The following is an 18802-nucleotide window of genomic DNA, read 5'->3' as shown; positions in this document are numbered from 1 at the left end:
GATGAGCACCTTCTCCGCCCCCAAGGGCACCTACGACCTGATCCCCCCGGACTCCGCGCAGTTCCTGGCCGTGCGCGAGGCGTTCTCCGCCCCGCTGCGCCGCGCCGGCTACGGCTACGTGGAGACGCCCGGCTTCGAGCAGACGGGCCTCTTCTCCCGGGGCGTCGGCGAGTCGACCGACATCGTGACCAAGGAGATGTACACCCTCACCACCCGAGGCGGCGACGAGCTGGCGCTGCGCCCCGAGGGCACCGCGTCCGTGCTGCGCGCCGCGCTCCAGGCCGGCCTGCACCGCGGCGCCCTGCCCGCCAAGCTCTGGTACTCCGGCTCCTACTACCGCTACGAGCGCCCGCAGGCCGGCCGCTACCGGCACTTCTCCCAGGTCGGTGCGGAAGCCCTGGGCGCCGAGGACCCGGCACTCGACGCCGAGCTGATCATCCTCGCCGCCGACGCGTTCCGCGCGCTGGGCCTCAGGCAGGTCCGGCTGCTGCTGAACTCGCTCGGCGACAAGGAGTGCCGCCCCGCCTACCGTGCCGCCCTCCAGGACTTCCTCCGCGCCCTCGACCTGGACGAGGACACCCGCCGGCGCATCGAGATCAACCCCCTGCGGGTGCTCGACGACAAACGGGAGAGCGTCCAGCAGCAGCTCACCGGCGCACCGATGATGCGCGACCACCTGTGCGAGGGCTGCAAGGCCTACCACGAGCAGGTGCGCGAACTGCTCACCGCGGCCGGAGTCGCCTTCGAGGACGACCCCCGGCTGGTGCGCGGCCTGGACTACTACACCCGCACCACCTTCGAGTTCGTGCACGACGGGCTGGGCTCCCAGTCCGCCGTCGGCGGCGGCGGCCGGTACGACGGCCTGTCGGAGATGATCGGCGGGCCGGAGCTGCCGTCGGTGGGCTGGGCGCTGGGCGTGGACCGCACCGTGCTCGCGCTGCGGGCCGAGGACGTGGCGTCGCAGACGCCGGCGGGGGCGCAGGTCTTCGCCGTCCCGCTCGGCGAGGACGCCCGGCGCGCCCTCTTCGCGGCGGTCACCGAGCTGCGCCGGGAGGGCGTCGCCGCGGACTTCGCCTACGGCGGCAAGGGCATGAAGAACGCCATGAAGTCCGCCAACCGCTCCGGGGCGCGGTTCGCCCTGGTCCTGGGCGACCGGGACCTGGCCGAAGGCGTCGTCCAGCTCAAGGACCTGGAGAGCGGCGAGCAGAGCCCGGTACCACTCGAACGAGTGGTGGCCGCGGTTCGGGCGAAGCTCGGCTGACCCTTGCGCCGTTGGGGCAGAATGAGTGACAGCCCGACACCACCGACCCCGGCCGACGAGTAGGACGCGACACGTGATGACGACCACGGCACCCCCCGACAACGCTCGCACCCCCACGGACGAGCCGCCGGAGGGTGACGTGGGAGCCCGGCGCGGCTTCTCCTGGCTGCTGATCGTCACCGGCCTGATGGGGCTGCTCGCGGCCGTCGTCATCACCATCGACAAGACCAAGATCCTCGAGGCGAAGGCGCGAGGGGAGACCTACACCCCGGGCTGCAGCCTCAACCCGATCCTCTCCTGCGGCAACATCATGGAGAGCGCGCAGGCCTCCGCGTTCGGCTTCTCCAACCCGCTGATCGGCCTGGTGGCGTACCCCGTGGTCATCGCCATCGGCGTCACCCTGCTCACCGGGACCACCTTCCCCCGCTGGTACTGGCTCACCTTCAACGCAGGCTGCCTCTTCGGCGTCGGCTTCGTCACCTGGCTCCAGTACCACTCGCTGTACACCATCGGTGCCCTGTGCCTGTGGTGCTGCCTGGCCTGGGTCGCCACGATCTTCCTGTTCTGGTACGTCACCAGCCACACCATCACCCGCGGCCTCCTGCCCGCACCGGCCGGCGTGCGGAACTTCGTCGAGGAGTTCCCCTGGGTCCTGCCCGTGATGCACACCGGCGTGATCGGCATGCTGATCCTCACCCAGTGGTGGAGCTTCTGGACCGGCTGAACGCCGCGCACACCTCTCCGCCGCCCGGTGGCCGCGTCCGTACGCGGTCACCGGGCGGCGTTGTCAGTGGGGTGACCTAGGGTGTGGCCACGTGGAGCCCGATCTGTTCACCGCCGCCGCCGAGGACCGCCAGGAGCGCGAGCCGTCCGCCAGTCCGCTGGCCGCACGCATGCGTCCGCGCACGCTGGAGGAGGTCGTCGGCCAGCAGCACCTGCTGCGTCCCGGGTCCCCGTTGCGCCGCCTGGTCGGCGAGGGAGCGGGGGGCCCGGCGGGCCAGTCGTCCGTCATGCTCTGGGGCCCGCCCGGCACCGGCAAGACCACCCTCGCCCATGTCGTCAGCCGCGCCACCGACGCGCGCTTCGTGGAACTGTCCGCCATCACCGCGGGCGTGAAGGAGGTGCGGGCCGTCATCGACGGCGCCCGCCGCTCGTCCGGGGCCTACGGCAAGGAAACCGTCCTCTTCCTGGACGAGATCCACCGGTTCAGCAAGGCCCAGCAGGACTCGCTGCTGCCCGCGGTGGAGAACCGCTGGGTCACCCTGATCGCGGCCACGACGGAGAACCCGTACTTCTCGGTGATCTCCCCGCTGCTGTCCCGCTCCCTGCTGCTCACCCTGGAGCCGCTCACCGACGACGACGTGCGTGGCCTGGTCCGCCGCGCGGTCGCGGACCCGCGCGGCCTGGACGACGCTGTCACGCTCCCCGAGGAGGCGGAGCACCATCTGCTCCGCGTCGCCGGGGGCGACGCCCGTCGCGCGCTCACCGCGCTGGAGGCCGGCGCCGGAGCGGCGCTCGCCAAGGGGGAGCAGGAGATCTCCCTGGCGTCCCTGGAGGAGGCCGTCGACCGTGCCGCCGTGAAGTACGACCGGGACGGCGACCAGCACTACGACGTGGCGAGTGCGCTCATCAAGTCGATCCGAGGCTCCGACGTCGACGCCGCGCTGCACTACCTGGCCCGCATGATCGAGGCGGGGGAGGACCCGCGCTTCATCGCCCGGCGGCTGATGATCTCCGCCAGCGAGGACGTCGGGATGGCGGACCCGACGGCGCTCCAGACGGCCGTCGCCGCCGCCCAGGCCGTCGCCATGATCGGCTTCCCGGAGGCGCGGATCACCCTCGCGCAGGCCACGGTGACGCTCGCCCTGGCGCCGAAGTCCAACGCCGCCTACCTGGCGATCGACGCGGCGCTGGCGGACGTACGGGCGGGGCTGGCCGGGCCGGTGCCGGCACATCTGCGGGACAGCCACTACAAGGGCTCGCAGAAGCTCGGCCACGGCCAGGGCTACCAGTACCCGCACGACCTGCCGGGCGGCGTCGCGGCCCAGCAGTACGCTCCGGACGCCGTGCACGGCAAGCGGTACTACGCCCCCACCCGCTACGGCGCCGAGGCACAATACGCGGACGTCGCCGAGCGGGTGCGTGCGCGGCTCGCGGGCCGGTCCCTCCCCGCCGCCGAGGAGGCGGCACCACCGCCGAAGGCGGAGGAGGGGAAGGGCTGACGCCCGCCGCGCACCCTCTCCCCGGCCACCCCCTTCACCGTGCGGTGGTCGCGGCCTCGAACAGCCGGTGCATGGCCCGCCGCAGCCCGCCCACGTCCCGCACGGGCTCCGCGAAGTCGAAGCGCGCGTCGTAGCAGGCGGTCCCGTCCCCGTCGCCGAACCGCACCCGGATGCCGAAGCGGTCCAGAGCCAGCGGCGTCACCCGGCCGAGCGCGACCGCCGCGCACGAGGCGTCGCCCGGCGCCTCGTGCGGCGCGGGGAAGGCGTCGAGCAGTGTGCACAGGCCGCGTACCTGGTCTCCGTGCGCGGAGGCGAGGTGCTGGAGCAACTCGGCCTCGTGCCGGGCGAGCGGGTCGGCCGTCGCGGCGGCGAACGCGTCGGGTTCGACGGCGTCCTCGCCCCACAGGTCGTCCACGTGCGCCTCTCCGACCTCCAGCCGGAGCAGCAGCCGTCGGTCGTCCGGCACCGGCCCGCCCGGCTCGCCCTGGGCGCGTTCGGCCAGCAGTCGTGCGGCGGCGGGCCTGTCCGGCGCCGCCACCGGCGTCAGCCAGCCGGCCACCCAGGCCCGGCCGCGGACCCGGTGGGGCACCGCGACGGGTGCGACGTCGGTGATCTCCATCACGGCGCACAGTTCGTCGTCCCGGGCCCGCGCGGCCGCGCGGGCCGCCGGGTGTGCGGCGCCGACCAGCAGCAGCACGTCGCCGTCGGCGTCCACGGCACGGGCGACGGGCGCGTCGTCCGGGAGCCCGAGTCCGCCCGTCTCGGACTCGATGCCGGGAACGAGCAGCCGGGCGGATACGCTGGACTCCACGAGAGTGCGTACGCGCTCGGCGGCCGAGGGGCCCCGGGCGTCTTCCACGGGACGCGGCTGCCCCGCTTCCGTACCGTCACCGGTGCCGTCGTGGGGGTTCCGAGGTCGAAACATGCGTACTCCTCCGCTAAGGTAAGCCTCACCTAACTTACACGGAGGTCCGTTCAACGTGAACCAGTCGCGTCCCAAGGTCAAGAAGTCGCGGGCGCTCGGCATCGCGCTGACCCCGAAGGCCGTCAAGTACTTCGAGCAGCGCCCCTACCCGCCGGGCGAGCACGGCCGCGGCCGCAAGCAGAACAGTGACTACAAGGTCCGCCTGCTGGAGAAGCAGCGGCTGCGCGCCCAGTACGACATCAGCGAGCGCCAGATGGTCCGCGCCTACGACCGTGCCCGCAAGGTCAAGGAGGGCAAGACCGGCGAGGCGCTGATCATCGAGCTGGAGCGCCGCCTGGACGCGCTCGTGCTGCGCTCCGGTCTGGCCCGCACCATCTACCAGGCCCGCCAGATGGTCGTGCACGGTCACATCGCGGTCAACGACCGCAAGGTCGACCGGCCCTCCTACCGGGTCCGCCCGGACGACGTGGTGCAGGTCCGCGAGCGCAGCCGTGCCAAGCATCCGTTCCTGGTGGCCCGCGAGGGCGGTTACGCCCCCGACGGCGAGACCCCGCGCTACCTCGAGGTCAACCTCGAGGCGCTGGCCTTCCGCCTCGACCGGGACCCGCAGCGCAAGGAGGTCCCCGTGGTGTGCGACGAGCAGATGGTCGTCGAGTACTACGCCCGCTGAACCCGGGGCCGGTTCCCGCCGGCCGTCACGGACCCCGGCTCCCGCACCCGCGTCACGCGGGTGCGGGAGCCGGGGTCCGTCGTCGTCCCGGGTGCGGACCGCCGTCAGGCCGTCGTGACCGGGTCCGCGACGCGCATCCGCCCGCCGAGTACGCCGCCCACCAGTGTGATCAGCGACAGTCCGACCATCAGCAGCGCCACCGGCCAGGACGCGCCGCCGCCCGCGTCCAGCAGGGCGGTGGCGAGGGCCGGCAGGAATCCGGTCAGGGCGCCCGCCAGGTTGTACGCCAGTGCGACACCGCTGTACCGCAGCCGCGCCGGGAAGAGCTCGGTGAGCAGCGCGCCGGTGACCGCGTACGCCACCGACACCACCGCGATGCCGGCCGTCACCGCGAGGACGACCACCACCGGGTTCTCCGTCTCGATCAGCCAGAACAACGGGAAGGCGAAGAGCGCGCTCGCCAGGCCGCCCCACATCGTGACCCTGCCCGGGCCCAGCCGCTCAGCCAGCCGGCCCATCACCAGGATGACCGCGATCTCGGCGACGGCCGCGACGAGCGTCGCGTTGACCATCAGCCCGCGGTCCAGGCCGAGCGTGTCCGCGCCGTAGGAGATCATGAAGGTGGTCAGCAGGTAGAAGCCGCCGATGCCGAGCAGGGCGGACGCCATCGCGACCAGCAGCGGCAGCCACGCCGTGCGGAAGACCTCCAGCGCCGGGACCTTGGCCCGGTCGTCGTGCCGCAGCAGCTCGTCGAACAGCGGTGACTCCTCCACCCGGCGGCGGATGTAGACGGCCACGAGGAGCATCGGGAAGGCCGCGAGGAACGGCAGCCGCCAGCCCCAGGCGTCGAAGGACTCCTCCGGGAGCAGCAGCACCAGGGCGAACGCGCCGGACGAGAGGAGCGTGCCGACGGGCGAGCCGACCTGCGGCAGCGCGGCGTAGCGGCCCCGTTTGCCGGGAGGCGCGTGTTCCACCGCGAGGGTGACCGCGCCGCCCCACTCGCCGCCGACCGCGACGCCCTGGAGCAGCCGCAGCAGCACCAGCAGCGCGGGCGCGGCCAGGCCGATCGAGGCGTGCGTGGGCAGGAAGCCGATCAGTCCGGTGGCCACGCCGATGGCCACCACGGTGATCAGCAGGGCGGGCCGCCGGCCGATCCGGTCGCCGAGCCAGCCGAAGAGCACGGCGCCGAGCGGGCGGGCGGCGAAGCCGACGCCGAACGTGGCGAACGCCGCCAGGGTCGCGGCCGTCGGGTCGAGCGAGGTGAAGAACAGGCGGTTGAAGACGAGAGCCGCCGCGGTGCCGAAGAGGAAGTAGTCGTACCACTCCAGGGCGGTGCCGACGAACGCGGCGAAGGCGACCTTCCCGGCCTCCTCGCCGGTGACCACCGCCCTGCCGTCGGCCGGTGCCTCACCGGGGATCGTGCTGGGGTCCGTCTGTTTCATCGGTTGCTCCTTGCCTGCTGCGGTGCCTGTCCGCCGGTCACGGGGACGGTTCCGGCGGGGGTGGTGCGCTGCTCCAGCGCGTCCGCTCCGTGGACGCACCGCCCCGCCACGAAGGTGGCGAGGACGTCGATGGCGCCGATGCGGCTGCTCGCGGTGCGGACCGGGTCGTCGGCGAGCAGCACGAAGTCCGCGAGTTTGCCGGGGGAGAGGCTGCCGCGGCGCTGCTCGTCGTGCCCGGCCCACGCGGCGTCCAGGGTGTACGCGCGCAGCGCCTGCTCGGCGGTGACGCGGTCGTCGGCGCCCAGCACACGGCCGTCCCGGCTCAGACGTTCGACCATGGACTGCATGCCGAGCAGCGGGGCGCCGGGGGCGACGGGGCGGTCCGAACTGCCGGGTACCCGCAGGCCGTGCCGCAGGAAGGTCCCGTGCCGGTACAGCCAGTCGACCCGCGCCGGGCCCAGCGCGTCGGCCATGGTGTCGCCGATGACGTGCAGGAAGTGCGCCTGCGGTACCGGGACGACTCCCAGGGAGGCGTAACGTTTCAGCTGATCCGGCCGTACAACCGCGGAATGCTCCACGCGGTGCCGGACGCCGGGGCGCGGCGCGTCGCGCTGCGCCTCCTCGAAGGCGTCCAGAGCCAGGTCGACGGCCTCGTCGCCGATGGCGTGCGCGGCCACCCGCCAGCCCGAACGGTGGGCCTCGACGATCAGCCGCCGCATGTCCTCCGGCTCGTCCTGGTAGACGCCCCCGGCATGCGGGTGCCCGCAGGCCGCCTCCGTCAGCGCGGCCGTCCGGCCCACCAGGGAACCGTCGAGCCAGATCTTCATCGGGCCCAGACGCAGCCACGCGTCGCCGAAGCCGGTGCGCAGACCCAGATCGATGCCGGCGGTGATGCCGTCGTCGGCATGGGCGCCCAGCGGGTGCAGATTGTCGGCGGCCGTCATCAGCTCCACCCGCGTGCGCAGCGTGCCGCGTTCACGGGCGAGCTGGTAGGCGGCCGCCTCGGCCGGGCTGCGCCCGATGAGCCCGGCGCCGATCCCGGCCTCCGTGACGTGGGTGAGGCCCTCGGCCGCGTAGACCGCGCTCGCCCGGCCGATCGCCCCGGCCAGCTCCTCCACCGGGTACGGCATCACCAGGGCGGTCACCAGGGACTGCGCCCGCTCCTGGAGGAGCCCCGTCGGATCGCCGCCCGGCCGGCGCACGACCACGCCCCCGGCCGGGTCGGCGGCCGTGCCGTCGAGTACGCCGCAGCGCCGCAGCACGTCGCTGCTGACCGTGCACATGTGCCCGGAACGGTGCGTGAGCCACACCGGCCGGCCCCCGCCGGCCCGGTCCAGCGCCTCGCGGTGCGGGTGCGCGCCCATGACCGTGTCGTCGTAACCGGAGCCGACCACCCATCCGTCGGAGGGCAGTCCGGCGGCCTTCCGGGCGACGGCCCCGTACACGTCCTCCGTCGTCCGGGCCCCCGTCAGGTCGAGCTGGTCCAGGGACTGCCCGAACCACGCCATGTGGTTGTGCGCGTCCCCGAACCCGGGCACGACCGTCGCGCCGCCGCAGTCGAGCACCGTCCGGGCCGGCAGATGCGCCACCGCCTCGTCGAGGCCCACCACCACGTCCCCGAGGACGCCGAGGGTGCGGGCGTGCGGGCGGGCGTCGTCGACGGTGCGGATGCGGGCGTCCGTCAGCTTCAGGTCGAGCATCGTCGCGTGTGCCTCCCTCAGGCCAGGTTCTGCAGCCGGGTGAGCGGCAGTTCGGCCGCGCGGTGGACGGGCACGGCACGGCCGTCGACCAGCACCGGTTCCGGCGTGGTGGGCACCGCGACCTGCGGCACGGCGGTGTTGGCGACCATGTCGGCACGGGTGAGGCCGCGGCTGCCGGCGAGTGCGGAGTAGCGCACCCCGCCCGGCAGTGCTCCGGCCGCCCGGCCGTCCTCCAGGCACTCGCGGGAGACGAACACGGTGGACAGCCTGCGCGGCGCACCGCCCATGCCGCCGAAGTACGGCTTCATCACCCGCGGTTGGGTCAGCCGCGTCGAGCCGGAACCCGAGCCGCTCTGCCCCCACGCCACGAACCCGGACTTCAGCACCAGCTCCGGCTGGGCACCGAAGTACTGCGGACGCCACAGCACCAGGTCGGCGAGCGCGCCGGGCCGCAGCGCCCCGACCTCCCGGGCCATGCCGTGCGCGACGGCCGGGTTGAGCGTGATCTTCGACAGGTAGCGCAGCACCCGCCGGTTGTTCACCACGTCCGGGCCGCTCTCGCCCGCCAGCTCCGCCTGCACGTGTGCCAGCTGCCAGGTGCGCCGCGCGGTCTCCGCGATCCGGCCCATGCCCATCGAGTCGGAGTTGACGATGCTGATGGCGCCCAGGTCGTGCAGGGCGTTCTCGGCCGCGATGGCGTGCTCGCGCACCCGGCTCGCCGCGATCGACACGTCGCTGCTCACGCCGTGGTGGCCGCGGTGCACGGTCATGGTCATCGGCAGCAGCTCGGCGACGGTCGCCGGGGTCAGCGGCAGCGTCGGCGTCGTGGACGAGGTCAGCACGTGCGGCCGGGAGACGATCTCCAGCAGGTCGGGGTGACCGCCGCCGCCCTCCACGTGGTAGGCGTGCACGGTCCGGCCGCGGGTCGCGTCCAGTGTGTCCGCCAGGTAGCCGGACTCGTTGAGGGTGTCGGTGTGCAGCGCGACCGGCAGGTCCGCGTCCTCCGCGACACCCAGGCAGGTGTCGACGATCCGGGGGGTGGCGCCCCAGTCCTCGTGGATCTTGAACCCGCCGGCGCCGGCCAGCACCGCCCGCTCCAGCAGCTCCTGCGACGAGGACGAACCCCGCGCCAGGAACGCCACGTTGACCGGCGCGTCCCGCCAGCCCTCGATCAGGCTGTGCAGGTTGTACGCCGGGTTGGCGCCCACGTCCCACACGCCGCCGATGCCCATGCCGACCATCGTGGTGACCCCCGCGGCCAGCGCGGCCGGCACGACCTCGGGGCTGGACAGGTGCACGTGGGAGTCGACGATGCCGGGTGTCGCCAGCAGGCCCTCACCGGTGATCATCGCGGTGTGCGAGTCGACCACCAGCTCCACGCCGTCGGCGGTGTGCGGGTTCCCGGCACGGCCGGTGCCCACCACCCGCCCGTCCTTGATGCCGATGTTGGTCTTGCGGACGCCGAGCAGCGGGTCCAGCACCACGACGCCGAGGACCACCATGTCCAGTGCGCTGTCGCGCGGCGCGCGGCCGGCGACCAGCAACCCGTCGCGGGCCGTCTTCCCGCACCCGCCCAGCATCTCCTCGCCGGGCTCGGTGTCGTCGCCCTCGACCTCCACCCACAGCCCCGTGTCGGCGAGCCGGACCCGGTCGCCGGTCGTGGGGCCGTACAGGGATGCGTACGCGCTCCGCGGCATGCGGCTCATCGTTCTCCTCCTCGCGCGACGACGGTGACGGTCCTGGCGGTCCCCGGGGCGAACTCCACGGACGTGCCCGCGGGTACGTCCAGCCGATGCCCGCGGGCCGCCTCCCGGTCGAACTCCAGCGCCCGGTTGGCCTCCTCCAGCGGGAAATGGGAGGACACCCAGACCGGCCGCGGGCCGGTGTTGAGGACCGTCAGCGGGCGGCGCGGACGGCCCGGCGCCAGGTCCGCGTCCTCACCGGCCGTGAGCACGCCGCCCGGCCCCGTGTCGGAAGCGGGCCCGAAGGGCTCCGCGACGTGCACCAGCGTGGTGCCGTGCGGGAACAGCGCCTCCACCTGCACGGCGGGTACCGCCTCCGGGACGCCGGGCAGCAGGCGGTCCCGCGGCACCACGCCGGCGGCGCGCTCGACGACGTCCGCCAGCGCCACGCCGTCCCAGGCCCACTCCTGGATCTCGTCGCAGACCAGCGCCACGGCCTCGGTGGCCCCCAGTCGCGCGCCGCGTGCCAGCCGCCTGCGCGCCAGTTCGGCCGCGGAGAAGAGCAGGAGACGTTCCTGTTCCCGTGGGGTGAGATGCATCGGCCTTCTCTCGACGGTCCGGGGCGGACGGTGCTCAGGGCGTTCCTGGCAGCGTGCCCGCCGCCCGGCGGGCCGACAAGGCCCGAATCGCTCCGCGCTGCCGGGCGCATACTGTGCACATGCACAACACGCCGCCTCCCCGGGACCGGGCCGGGGACACCGTCGCCCCAGGGCCGCCGTCCGCCGCGCTGCGCGCCCTGGTACGGGACTGCCTGGACGACGTCGACGCCCTCGTCGACCGCTACACCGCCGAGGTCTCCGCCTTCGACGACTACCGCGCCACCGTCCCCGCGCAGGACCTGCGCGACACCGCCCGGGCCTGCTTCGAGATGCTGCTGCGGATGATCGGCGGCCTCCCGGTCACCCGCGAACTGCGCGAGACCCCGCAGCGGCTCGGACATCGGCGCGCCCGCCAGGGCGTCCCCCTGGAACGCATGCTCCAGGCCGTGCGGATGGACTTCCGCATCCTGTGGGAGGCGTTCACCGAACGCACCCCGCCCGAGGGCCTGCCGCAGCTGACCCTCTCGGCGGTGCGCGTCTGGGAAGCGGTCGAGTTCCACACCGTCGAGGCGCACGCCGCCTACCTGGACGAGGTCGCCGTCCAGGCCCGCGAACGGGAGCGGGCGAAGGCCGCGCTGCTCGGCCGCCTCCTCTCCTCCGACGGCCGCGACCAGCAGTTGGTCTCCCAGGCGGCCACCCTGCTTCAGGCCGACGTCCAGGACGCCTTCGGCGTCGCCGCCGCGCTGCCGGAGAACCCGCAGGAGCTCCGGCGGGCGGCCGCCCGCCTCGGTCCCGACGTCGCCCATCTGCACCAGCACCACGGCACGCTGCTGCTCCTGGCCCGCCTCCCCGCGGGCGCCGGCGGCCTGCCGCCGGGCTGGCCCGCCGACGTGCCGTGTGCCGTGGCGCCGGTGGCCCACGGCCTCGCCCGCGTGCCCGCCATGGTCCGGGTCGCGGAGGCCGTCGCCGCCGCCCTCGACGACGAGGCCGCCGGCCCGGTGCCGCTCAGCGACGCATGGATGCCGCTGGCCGCGGCACGCCTGGGGGAGACGGGCGTGCTGCTGGCCGAGAGCGTCCTCGCGGGCCTGGAGCCGCTCTCCGTCCACGAACGCGAGCGGCTGCTGGAGACCGTGACCGCGTACTGCGACTCCGGCTCCGTCGCCGAGACCACCCGCCGGCTGTACTGCCACCGCAACACCGTGCTGAACCGCCTGGGCCGCTTCACCGAGCTGACCGGCCTGCGGGTGACCAGACCGGTCGAGGCCGCCACAGTCCTGTTCGCCCTCCGCTGCGCCCGCCTGCACGCCGGATGGGCGGCTGCACAGGACGGTCCGGGCCCGCCCGCAGCAGGCTGAGCGCACCGCGACCGCCTCCCCGCGGCGCCGCCCGCGCCGGTAATCGGGTTCAGCGGTGCCTCCCCGGCGCGATAGGCTCGGTACCTGCCGTAACGCCCGGAGCGGACCGCACCCAACGGGCGACGGCCGACCCAGAACGAGACCCGAGGGAAGCGGTGCAGCGTGTCCGGTGGTGAAGTGGCCGGTCTGCTGGTGGCGGTCTTCTGGGCGATCCTGGTGTCGTTCCTCGCCGTGGTGCTGGTGAGGCTCGCCCAGACGCTCAAGGCGGCGACCAAGCTGGTGACGGGCGTGACCGAACGAGCGGTTCCCCTGCTGTCCGAGGCGTCGGAGACGGTGCGCTCCGCGCAGTCGCAGCTGGAGCGGGTCGACTCGATCGCGTCGGACGTCCAGGAGGTCACCTCCAACGCCAACGCGCTGTCCACCACGGTCTCCACGGTCTTCGGCGGGCCGCTGGTCAAGGTGGCCTCGTTCGGCTACGGAGTGCGCCGTGCCCTGGGGCGCCGCGACGAGCCCGCGCCGCCGCCCCGCACGGTCGTCCCCGGCCGTACGCTGCCCGCCGCGCGCAAGGGCGGCCGCTCGACCCGCCGAAAGGGCTGATCACGCCATGTTCCGACGCGCCTTCTGGTTCACCACCGGCGCCGCAGCCGGCGTGTGGGCCACCACCAAGGTCAACCGCAAGCTGCGCAGCCTCGCGCCCGATTCGCTCGCGGCCCGCGCCGCGGACAAGGCGGTCGAGACCGGCCACCGCGTCCGGGAGTTCGCGCTCGACGTGCGTGCGGGCATGGCGCAGCGCGAGGACGAACTCACCGACGCGCTCGGCCTCCAGGCGTCCCCCGACGCCGACCACCCCGAACTTCCCGCCCCCACCGCCCGCACCGTCCGCAGGCCGCTGCCGGGCCCGCCCACCGTCCACCGTTACGACCGGAATGAGGACCACTGATGGAGTCGGCTGAAATCCGCCGCCGCTGGCTGCGCTTCTTCGAGGAGCGGGGGCACACCGTCGTGCCGTCGGCGTCGCTGATCGCGGACGACCCGACGCTGCTGCTCGTCAACGCGGGCATGGTCCCCTTCAAGCCGTACTTCCTCGGCGAGTCCACTGCGCCGTACAACCGCGCCGTCAGCGTGCAGAAGTGCGTGCGGACGCCGGACATCGAGGAGGTCGGGAAGACCACCCGGCACGGCACCTTCTTCCAGATGTGCGGCAACTTCTCCTTCGGCGACTACTTCAAGCAGGGTGCCGCCACGCTCGCCTGGGAACTCCTCACCTCCTCCGTCGAGGACGGCGGCTACGGGCTGGACCCGGAACGGCTGTGGATCACCGTCTACACCGACGACGACGAGGCCGAGCGCATCTGGCGCGAGGACGTCGGCGTGCCGGCCGAGCGTATCCAGCGTCTCGGCATGGAGGAGAACTACTGGTCCATGGGCGTCCCCGGCCCCTGCGGCCCCTGCTCGGAGATCAACTACGACCGGGGCCCGGAGTTCGGGGAGGAGGGCGGCCCGGCCGTCAACGACGAGCGCTACGTGGAGATCTGGAACCTGGTCTTCATGCAGTACATCCGGGGCGAGGGCACCGGCAAGACCGACTTCGAGATCCTCGGCGAGCTGCCCACCAAGAACATCGACACCGGTCTCGGCCTCGAACGCCTGGCGATGATCCTGCAGGGCGTGCACAACCTGTACGAGATCGACACCTCCCGCATGGTCATCGACAAGGCCGGCGAACTCACCGGCACGACCTACGGGGAGAAGGACGCGGCCGACGTCTCGCTGCGCGTGGTCGCCGACCACGTCCGCACCGCCGTCATGCTCATCGGCGACGGCGTCACCCCCGGCAACGAGGGCCGCGGCTACGTGCTGCGCCGCATCATGCGCCGCGCCATCCGCAACATGCGCATCCTCGGTGCCACCGGCCCCACCGTCGGCGAGCTGACCGACACCGTGATCAAGGCCATGAGCCCGCAGTACCCGGAGCTGGCCGAGGACCGCCGGCGGATCGAGACCGTCGCCCTCGCCGAGGAGGCCGCCTTCCTCAAGACCCTCAAGGCCGGCACCAACATCCTGGACACCGCCGTCACCGAGACCCGCGCCGGCGGCGGGAAGGTGCTGGCGGGCGACAAGGCGTTCCTGCTGCACGACACCTGGGGCTTCCCCATCGACCTCACCCTGGAGATGGCCGCCGAACAGGGCCTCTCCGTGGACGAGGACGGCTTCCGCCGCCTGATGAAGGAGCAGCGGGACCGCGCCAAGGCCGACGCCCGCGCCAAGAAGACCGGTCACGCCGACCTCTCCGCCTACCGGGCCGTCGCCGACGCCTCCGGCACCACCGTCTTCACCGGCTACACCGACACCGAGGGCGAGTCCACCGTCGTGGGTCTGCTCGTCGACGGCGCCTCCGCTCCCGCCGCCCACGAGGGCGACGAGGTGGAGGTCGTGCTCGACCGCACCCCGTTCTACGCCGAGGGCGGCGGCCAGCTCGCCGACACCGGGAAGATCCGCCTCGGGACCGGCGCCGTCGTCGAGGTCCGCGACGTGCAGCAGCCGGTGCCCGGGGTCAGCGTGCACAAGGGCGTCGTCCAGGTCGGCGAGGTCACCGTCGGCGCGTCGGTCCACTGCGTCATCGACCTGGCGCGCCGCCGGTCCATCGCCCGCGCCCACAGCGCCACCCACCTCACCCACCAGGCGCTGCGCGACGCCCTCGGCCCGACCGCCGCCCAGGCCGGTTCGGAGAACTCACCGGGCCGCTTCCGCTTCGACTTCGGCTCGCCGAACGCCGTGCCCGGCACGGTGCTCACCGACGTCGAGCAGAAGATCAACGAGGTGCTGGCCCGCGAACTCGACGTCACCGCCGAGGTGATGTCGATCGCCGACGCCAAGAAGCAGGGCGCACTCGCCGAGTTCGGCGAGAAGTACGGCGAGCAGGTCCGCGTGGTGACCATCGGCGACTTCTCCAAGGAGCTGTGCGGCGGCACCCACGTGCACAACACCGCCCAGCTCGGACTGGTCAAGCTGCTCGGCGAGTCCTCCATCGGCTCCGGCGTGCGCCGCGTGGAGGCCCTCGTCGGCGTCGACGCCTACCGCTTCCTCGCCCGCGAGCACACCGTGGTCTCCCAGCTCACCGAACTGGTCAAGGGGCGGCCGGAGGAGCTTCCGGAGAAGATCTCCGGCGTGCTCGGCCGGCTCAAGGACGCCGAGAAGGAGATCGAGCGCTTCCGCGCCGAGAAGGTGCTCCAGGCCGCCGCCGGGCTGGCCGAGGGCGCCAAGGACGTCCGCGGCACCGCGCTGGCCGTCGGACGGGTGCCGGACGGCACCACCGCCGACGACCTGCGCACCCTCGTGCTGGACGTGCGGCAGCGCCTGGCGGGCCGGCCCGCCGTCGTCGCCCTGTTCACCGTGACGAACGGCCGCCCGCTGACCGTGGTCGCCACCGACGCCGCAGCCCGCGACCGCGGGCTGCGCGCGGGCGACCTGGTCCGCGCCGCCGCCAAGACCCTCGGCGGCGGAGGCGGCGGCAAGCCGGACGTCGCCCAGGGCGGCGGGCAGAACCCTGAGGCCGTCACCGAGGCCATGGCCGCCGTGGAGCGGCTGGTCGCCGAGGCCGGCTGATGCGGCGCGGCAGGCGCCTGGCCGTCGACGTCGGCGACGCCCGGATCGGGGTCGCCTCGAGCGACCCCGACGGGCTGCTGGCCACGCCCGTGGAGACCGTGCCGGGGCGCGACGTCCCGGCGGCCCAGCGGCGGCTCGCCGCGCTCGTGGCGGAGTACGAGCCGCTCGAGGTCGTCGTGGGCCTCCCGCGTTCGCTCAGCGGAGGCGAGGGGCCCGCCGCGGCCAAGGTCCGTGCATTCGCCACGCAGCTTGCCGGGAACGTCCACCCGGTACCGGTGCGGCTGGTCGACGAGCGGATGAGCACCGTCACCGCGGCGCAGGGCATGCGCGCCTCCGGAGTCAGCGCGAAGAAGGGCCGCTCCCGGATCGACCAGGCGGCGGCCGTCGTCATCCTGCAGAGTGCCCTGGAGACCGAACGGACGTCGGGCGGGCCGCCGGGGCAGTGCGTCGAAGTGGTCATCTGATCGCGATACGGTAACGTGCGGCGCGACGCCGGACGTTCGAACACCGTCTCCCCGGACGGACCGACGAACGGACCGCGCGGTAATCGCGCACACCACCGCTGCCGCTTCGCGGCGCAAGGGGATCGATGACTGACTATGGCCGGGGCCCCGGCTCCGAACCGTGGCACCCAGAAGACCCCCTCTACGGGGACCAGGGATGGCACGGTGGACAGCAGGCCGGCCCTTCCGGCGGCTGGGACCAGCAGGCCGACCCGTACGCGGACCCCTACGCCACCGGGCAGTACCTCCAGGGCGGCTACCCGGGCGAGCCCTACGCCGCCGGGGGCCACCCGGCCGGCGGTTACCCCGACGCGCCGTACCCCGACGCCGGGTTCCCCGGGCCGCACTACGGCGGTCATCCGGGCGGCGGACCGCAGGCGCACGCGCAGCCCGGCTACGGCGGCCAGGGCGGGCCCGCCCACCAGCAGCCCGGCCCGCACGACACCGGCTGGCAGCAGCCGGTGCCGCCGGCCGACCCCTACCAGCAGGGCGGACAGCCCTACGCCGGACCCGGCGGCCACTCCGGGCACGGCGCCTGGGACGCCGGTTCTCCGCACGGCCCGCGCGCAGGGCGGCCCGGCGACCCGCACGACCTGGGCGCCACCGACCCGTACGGCATGCAGGCCGTCTCCCCGGAGTCCGGCCCCGACGGCCCCGCCGGAGCCCCCGCCGGCCGCGGGAGCGGCCTTCCACGCACCGGCCCCGATCCGGAGACCGGCTGGGACCCCGGCCCCGACCAGGGCGAAAGCGCCTTCTTCAGCGGAGACGACGAGGACGACGACCGCTACGCCGACGACGACTCCGGCACGGGCCGGAGCGGCGGCCCCAAACGAGGCGGCACCACACGCGGCGGCACCAAGCGCGGCGGCACCAAGCGCCGCAGTGGCGCCGCCTGCCTCGTGGTGATCCTGCTGCTGGGCGGGGTGCTGGGCGTCGCCGCCTGGTTCGGCTACGGCTTCTACCAGTCGCACTTCGCCGCCGCCCCCGACTACAGCGGCGACGGCACCGGCCAGGTCCAGGTGGAGATCCCGGACGGCTCCTCCGTCGCCGACATGGGCACCGCGCTCAAGGAGGCCGGGGTCGTCAAGAGCGGCCAGGCGTTCGTCGAGGCCTCCGCCGCCGACGGCGACAGGGCCCAGTCGGTCCAGCCCGGCTTCTACACTCTGCGCAAGGAGATGTCCGCCGACGCGGCCATCGGCATGATGCTCGACCCGGCCAGCCAGAGCAGCCTGATCGTCCCCGAAGGGCTGCGCGCCTCCCGCGTCTTCGAGATGATCGACGAACGCACCGGCTCCGAGAAGGGCACCACCGAGAAGGCGGCCGAATCCGGCGAACTGGGCCTGCCCGAGTGGGCCGACGGGCGCGTCGAGGGCTTCCTCTACCCCTCCCGGTACAGCGTGACCGAGGACTCCGACCCCGCCGACGTCCTGCGCAAGATGGTCGCGCGCGCCGACGGCCACTACGAGAAGGCCGATCTGAAGGGCCAGGCGGACACTCTCGGGCTGGACTCCCCGCTGGACGTCCTCACCGTCGCGAGCCTGGTGCAGGCGGAGGGCAAGTACCAGCGCGACTTCGTGAAGGTGTCCCGCGTCGTCTACAACCGCCTGAAGCCCGACAACACCGAGACCAACGGCTACCTGCAGTTCGACTCGACGTACAACTTCGCCAAGAACCAGTCGACGCTGCACGTGCCGTCGCCGAGCACCATGGCGAAGTTCGACCACCCGTACAACACGTACGCCAAGAAGGGCCTGCCGCCCGGACCCATCAACAGCCCCGGCCAGGAGGCGATCGACGCCGCGCTCGACCCGGCCGAGGGCGACTGGTTCTACTTCGTCTCGATCACCGAGGACAACACCGTCTTCTCGGACACCTACGAGGAGCACCGGCGCAACGTCCGGAAGTACGAGGAGGCCCAGCAGTGACGGTGCGGCGGGCGGCCGTGCTCGGCACGCCGATCGGGCACTCCCTCTCGCCCGAACTGCACCGGGCCGCCTACGCCGCCCTCGGGCTCACCGACTGGACCTACGACCGGTTCGAGGTGGGCGAGGAGGACCTGCGGTCCTTCCTCGCCGGCCTCGGCGAGGAGTGGGCCGGCCTGTCGCTGACCATGCCGCTGAAACGGGCGGTGATCCCGCTGCTCGACGAGGTCAGCGCCACCGCCGCATCGGTGGAGGCCGTCAACACGGTGGTCTTCCGTGCCGACGGCCGCCGCGTCGGCGACAACACCGACATCCCCGGCATGGTCGCCGCCCTGCGAGAACGCGGCGTCGGCCGGATCGAACGGGCCACCGTGCTCGGCGCGGGCGCCACGGCCTCCTCCGCACTCGCCGCGTTGTCCCGGGTGTGCACCGGCCCCGTGGCGGCCTACGTGCGCAGCGACGCCCGTGCGGAGGAGATGCGCGGCTGGGGCGAACGCCTCGGCGTCGACGTGCGGCCCCGGCCCTGGCACGACGCGGCCGAGGGGCTGGACGCACCGCTGGTCGTCGCCACCACCCCGGCCGGTGCCGCCGACCACCTGGCGGCCTCGGTGACCGAGCACCCCGGGACCCTCTTCGACGTGCTCTACGACCCCTGGCCCACCCCGCTCGCTGCGGCCTGGGACAAAGCCGGCGGCACCGTCGTCGGCGGACTCGACCTCCTCGTGCACCAGGCGGTGCTGCAGGTCGAGCAGATGACCGGTCGCGCTCCCGCGCCGCTGGCCGCGATGCGTGCCGCGGGCGGGACCGCCCTCGCCCGGCGCGGGGCGCCGGGCAGCTGACACGCCCGTCGTCCGGCACCCGGACCGGCACTCGCCGGACGGGCGGGGCGTGGGAGGATCAAGGCGAGGACGACGT

General features: G+C 73.7%; 16 protein-coding genes. 11 read left to right on the top strand and 5 right to left on the bottom strand.

Going from position 1 to position 18802, the window contains the following annotated elements:
* The first annotated feature begins 1 nt into the window (after nucleotide 1).
* The 3 genes from hisS (at nucleotide 2) to K304_RS0103680 (ending at nucleotide 3483) form a co-directional block, all read left to right on the top strand.
* Nucleotides 2–1261, top strand: coding sequence for a histidine--tRNA ligase (gene hisS, locus K304_RS0103690; protein WP_027762645.1), 1260 nt, complete (start codon nucleotides 2–4; stop codon nucleotides 1259–1261).
* Between the two features lie 76 nt (nucleotides 1262–1337).
* The gene (locus K304_RS0103685) at nucleotides 1338–1985 is read left to right on the top strand and encodes a vitamin K epoxide reductase family protein (RefSeq protein WP_027762644.1); all 648 of its coding nucleotides are present in this window, start codon (nucleotides 1338–1340) and stop codon (nucleotides 1983–1985) included.
* Nucleotides 1986–2076: 91 nt separating this feature from the next.
* Complete coding sequence (locus tag K304_RS0103680; RefSeq protein ID WP_027762643.1) at nucleotides 2077–3483, top strand: replication-associated recombination protein A; 1407 nt, start codon at nucleotides 2077–2079, stop codon at nucleotides 3481–3483.
* A 34-nt stretch (nucleotides 3484–3517) separates the two neighbouring features.
* Here the strand turns inward: K304_RS0103680 and K304_RS0103675 are convergent, their stop codons facing one another.
* Nucleotides 3518–4408 (bottom strand): DUF2470 domain-containing protein, encoded by an 891-nt coding sequence (locus K304_RS0103675; protein ID WP_486591565.1) that lies wholly within the window; start codon nucleotides 4406–4408, stop codon nucleotides 3518–3520.
* Between the two features lie 55 nt (nucleotides 4409–4463).
* Here K304_RS0103675 and rpsD point away from each other — a divergent pair, with 55 nt between their 5' ends.
* The gene (gene rpsD / locus K304_RS0103670) at nucleotides 4464–5078 is read left to right on the top strand and encodes a 30S ribosomal protein S4 (RefSeq protein ID WP_027762641.1); all 615 of its coding nucleotides are present in this window, start codon (nucleotides 4464–4466) and stop codon (nucleotides 5076–5078) included.
* 104 nt (nucleotides 5079–5182) lie between these two features.
* Here the strand turns inward: rpsD and K304_RS0103665 are convergent, their stop codons facing one another.
* The 4 genes from K304_RS0103665 to ureA are packed head-to-tail and all read right to left on the bottom strand — an operon-like array spanning nucleotide 5183 to nucleotide 10501.
* The gene (locus K304_RS0103665) at nucleotides 5183–6520 is read right to left on the bottom strand and encodes an MFS transporter (protein ID WP_027762640.1); all 1338 of its coding nucleotides are present in this window, start codon (nucleotides 6518–6520) and stop codon (nucleotides 5183–5185) included.
* The gene (locus K304_RS0103660) at nucleotides 6517–8220 is read right to left on the bottom strand and encodes an amidohydrolase (protein WP_027762639.1); all 1704 of its coding nucleotides are present in this window, start codon (nucleotides 8218–8220) and stop codon (nucleotides 6517–6519) included. Before K304_RS0103660 ends, K304_RS0103665 begins: the two co-directional genes overlap by 4 nt.
* A gap of 17 nt (nucleotides 8221–8237) precedes the next feature.
* Nucleotides 8238–9926, bottom strand: coding sequence for an urease subunit alpha (locus K304_RS0103655; protein ID WP_027762638.1), 1689 nt, complete (start codon nucleotides 9924–9926; stop codon nucleotides 8238–8240).
* Entirely contained in the window at nucleotides 9923–10501 is a 579-nt protein-coding gene (gene ureA, locus K304_RS0103650) for an urease subunit gamma (RefSeq protein ID WP_027762637.1), read from the bottom strand. Before ureA ends, K304_RS0103655 begins: the two co-directional genes overlap by 4 nt.
* A gap of 119 nt (nucleotides 10502–10620) precedes the next feature.
* Between ureA and K304_RS27125 the strand changes: the two genes are divergently transcribed.
* From K304_RS27125 to K304_RS0103615, 7 genes are all read left to right on the top strand, one after another.
* Nucleotides 10621–11856 carry an RsbRD N-terminal domain-containing protein gene (locus tag K304_RS27125; protein ID WP_051307837.1) on the top strand — a complete coding sequence of 412 codons (1236 nt, stop codon included), beginning with the start codon at nucleotides 10621–10623 and terminating at the stop codon, nucleotides 11854–11856.
* A 162-nt stretch (nucleotides 11857–12018) separates the two neighbouring features.
* Nucleotides 12019–12453, top strand: a complete 435-nt coding sequence (locus K304_RS0103640) for a DUF948 domain-containing protein (RefSeq protein WP_027762636.1) — start codon at nucleotides 12019–12021, stop codon at nucleotides 12451–12453.
* A gap of 7 nt (nucleotides 12454–12460) precedes the next feature.
* Complete coding sequence (locus tag K304_RS0103635) at nucleotides 12461–12796, top strand: DUF6167 family protein (RefSeq protein ID WP_027762635.1); 336 nt, start codon at nucleotides 12461–12463, stop codon at nucleotides 12794–12796.
* Complete coding sequence (gene alaS, locus K304_RS0103630; RefSeq protein WP_027762634.1) at nucleotides 12796–15462, top strand: alanine--tRNA ligase; 2667 nt, start codon at nucleotides 12796–12798, stop codon at nucleotides 15460–15462. The genes K304_RS0103635 and alaS overlap by 1 nt, the downstream gene beginning before the upstream one ends.
* Nucleotides 15462–15926: a Holliday junction resolvase RuvX gene (gene ruvX, locus K304_RS0103625; RefSeq protein ID WP_027762633.1), complete on the top strand. Its 465-nt coding sequence runs from the start codon at nucleotides 15462–15464 to the stop codon at nucleotides 15924–15926. The genes alaS and ruvX overlap by 1 nt, the downstream gene beginning before the upstream one ends.
* A gap of 125 nt (nucleotides 15927–16051) precedes the next feature.
* Nucleotides 16052–17890, top strand: a complete 1839-nt coding sequence (gene mltG / locus K304_RS0103620) for an endolytic transglycosylase MltG (protein WP_027762632.1) — start codon at nucleotides 16052–16054, stop codon at nucleotides 17888–17890.
* Nucleotides 17887–18726, top strand: coding sequence for a shikimate dehydrogenase (locus tag K304_RS0103615; protein ID WP_027762631.1), 840 nt, complete (start codon nucleotides 17887–17889; stop codon nucleotides 18724–18726). The genes mltG and K304_RS0103615 overlap by 4 nt, the downstream gene beginning before the upstream one ends.
* Nucleotides 18727–18802: the final 76 nt, after the last annotated feature.

Source organism: Streptomyces sp. CNS606 (genome assembly GCF_000426325.1).
Note: the sequence above shows the minus strand (reverse complement) of the source record. Positions and strands in the feature narration are given on the sequence as shown.

Excerpts from the sequence above, each read along its gene's own strand:
- hisS (WP_027762645.1), top strand. The coding sequence starts at position 2 with ATGAGCACCTTCTCCGCCCCCAAGGGCACCTACGACCTGATCCCCCCG.
- K304_RS0103685 (WP_027762644.1), top strand. The coding sequence starts at position 1,338 with ATGACGACCACGGCACCCCCCGACAACGCTCGCACCCCCACGGACGAG.
- K304_RS0103675 (WP_486591565.1), bottom strand. The coding sequence starts at position 4,408 with ATGTTTCGACCTCGGAACCCCCACGACGGCACCGGTGACGGTACGGAA.
- K304_RS0103665 (WP_027762640.1), bottom strand. The coding sequence starts at position 6,520 with ATGAAACAGACGGACCCCAGCACGATCCCCGGTGAGGCACCGGCCGAC.
- K304_RS0103660 (WP_027762639.1), bottom strand. The coding sequence starts at position 8,220 with ATGCTCGACCTGAAGCTGACGGACGCCCGCATCCGCACCGTCGACGAC.
- K304_RS0103655 (WP_027762638.1), bottom strand. The coding sequence starts at position 9,926 with ATGAGCCGCATGCCGCGGAGCGCGTACGCATCCCTGTACGGCCCCACG.
- ureA (WP_027762637.1), bottom strand. The coding sequence starts at position 10,501 with ATGCATCTCACCCCACGGGAACAGGAACGTCTCCTGCTCTTCTCCGCG.
- K304_RS27125 (WP_051307837.1), top strand. The coding sequence starts at position 10,621 with ATGCACAACACGCCGCCTCCCCGGGACCGGGCCGGGGACACCGTCGCC.
- K304_RS0103635 (WP_027762635.1), top strand. The coding sequence starts at position 12,461 with ATGTTCCGACGCGCCTTCTGGTTCACCACCGGCGCCGCAGCCGGCGTG.
- alaS (WP_027762634.1), top strand. The coding sequence starts at position 12,796 with ATGGAGTCGGCTGAAATCCGCCGCCGCTGGCTGCGCTTCTTCGAGGAG.
- ruvX (WP_027762633.1), top strand. The coding sequence starts at position 15,462 with ATGCGGCGCGGCAGGCGCCTGGCCGTCGACGTCGGCGACGCCCGGATC.
- mltG (WP_027762632.1), top strand. The coding sequence starts at position 16,052 with ATGACTGACTATGGCCGGGGCCCCGGCTCCGAACCGTGGCACCCAGAA.